The organism is Rhabdochromatium marinum (assembly GCF_016583795.1).
GTDB lineage: Bacteria > Pseudomonadota > Gammaproteobacteria > Chromatiales > Chromatiaceae > Rhabdochromatium > Rhabdochromatium marinum.
In genome coordinates this window covers 1-1,830 of record NZ_NRRS01000156.1, presented here as the reverse complement: position 1 = coordinate 1,830, position 1,830 = coordinate 1, and the positions used below count along the sequence as shown (strand labels likewise).

General features: G+C 47.3%; 3 protein-coding genes. All 3 read right to left on the bottom strand.

Annotation, left to right across the window (positions count from 1 at the left end):
- Positions 1 to 107: 107 nt before the first annotated feature.
- Positions 108 to 644: a hypothetical protein gene (locus CKO36_RS18925; protein WP_200286456.1), complete on the bottom strand. Its 537-nt coding sequence runs from the start codon at positions 642 to 644 to the stop codon at positions 108 to 110.
- Complete coding sequence (locus CKO36_RS18920; protein WP_200286455.1) at positions 634 to 822, bottom strand: hypothetical protein; 189 nt, start codon at positions 820 to 822, stop codon at positions 634 to 636. Before CKO36_RS18920 ends, CKO36_RS18925 begins: the two co-directional genes overlap by 11 nt.
- 705 nt (positions 823 to 1,527) lie before the next feature.
- A complete protein-coding gene (locus CKO36_RS18915; protein WP_200286454.1) occupies positions 1,528 to 1,728 on the bottom strand; it encodes a hypothetical protein in 201 nt (66 codons plus the stop codon).
- Positions 1,729 to 1,830 lie beyond the last annotated feature (102 nt).

Genomic DNA, 1,830 nt, shown 5'->3' with positions numbered 1-1,830 from the left:
GGGTGATGTGCTTTGTCTGGTTGTGGCTGTTTTGCGGGGGGGCGGGCTGGGTCGGGTTCTTTTCGGCTCTCTGGAATTAAACCGACCCTGGCCCGTTTGTTTCATTATTAATTTAGTTTAGTGAGTGTTTCCGGCTTCTCTTGTTTAGGATCTGCGTTGATACAATCTGTAGTGTAAATCAAAATGTTACTCTTTTCGCCAGTTTCACCATCAATAAACTTACTCTTCCTGTCTGCTTTATGGTTAGGGGAAGCGCAAAAGCTGTGCACGATATAACCAGAATCATTTATCCATTTTACTGGATATTGATCTACACCCCCGTTGCTGTTTGATTGCTCAAATACTAGATTCTTTAGATTCGCATCTTTTACATCGAATATCTGACGTACTAAAAAATAATCTTCTTTAGCGCATCCAGTCTTTACATCTGGGCCAGATTTATAATACTCAACATCGATTAATTCAGCGTCGAAAGCGAGTGCGGTTGTTGAGTAAATAAGAGCTGATGCTATAGTCGTTACAATTGACAGATGTTTCATTGCGTTCTCCATTAATTTAGATTTACCGCTGACGACAAGCTCAGCCGACGCCCGCTGAGCGAGAGCGAAGCGGGCGGTCGGCTGAAGCAGCTTGTTAGGATTCATTTTTTTTAATCACATCAATTACATGAGGCTTGTAAACTCCACCATCTTTAATAGTTCTTTTATAACCATAAAGAACTTCCTCAAGAACAAACATATTACCCTCTCTTTTAAAATGACCTAAATTTGAAAACCACTTATCATCAATATTATTACCTTTTAGCTGAACCAGTGTAGCCAAGCGATCACCATCAAACCAACCTCCAACTATATCCGCATGTTTTTTTCCATCATTGAAATCTATGTACCCTGATACAATACGTCCATTTTCAATATTTATGTGGTAAGTTACTGACCCATCTTTTTGATGAAACTTTATAAAACCACTAAATTGATTTTCTGCTGAAAGATTTGTGCTGAGAAAAGCAATTGCAAAAAAAAACGGCGATAGAAAATTTTTTCATCACAGTAACCCTCGTTTTGGTAAACCTAACAGTTAACTAGACAGAATCCCGGTCAGGTGTGCTAGACAGAATCCGCCTAGCACGCCAAACCTTCGGCATCGATCAAGTGGTTTTCGCGCACCAGCGCGCATCAACCCACCTTCCAAGCGCCAATCCCTCAGCAACCCGCCGGAACTAGACCGACAACGGCCCCTTGGTCGCGCCGTTTGCACTCGGCAGCTTGGCGCAGGGTGTCTTTGACGCCACGGCGCAAGCGAACAGTCAGGCTCCCGATCCTGCAGTCAAGCATCGCGGCGGCTATCGCTACGGTGTTAAACGTCACCAAAGCATAGCCCAACCCATTTATCACTGCCAGTAATTTTTGTGGAAACAGTCTCGCCAATCCATCCTGCCTGTGGCTGACTGAAGATCGGCGGCGTCGAGCGGGTATCACTCGCCCGCGATTGCGTGCGGTGCGCACGAATAAGGAAATCAACCCTCAACTACCGCTGTTGCAAGTCCGCCGGTGGCGCGCTGGCAGCGTCCTGCTCGCAGCGCGCGCGGGCTTGCTGGGCGCTGGGGTAGATGCCCAGCAGCCGGCGGCGCTGGGGGACGTGCTCGCCTCGGGGATAGTGCGTGTGGGTGTGGGCTTGGGCGTGCCATTGCTGATCGGTCAGACGGGTGCCGCCTTTCAATGATGTCAATCATGAGCCATGCTTAGCCCATCATCCAAATGCAGAAAGAGGGCTTGGCCATAACAGCGCAACTCATTAACATCGACGGTCATCAGGCGACTTTTCAAGTCA

What these genes read in the sequence shown, in the direction of transcription:
- CKO36_RS18925 (WP_200286456.1), bottom strand. Translation starts at nt 644, where the DNA reads ATGAATCCTAACAAGCTGCTTCAGCCGACCGCCCGCTTCGCTCTCGCT.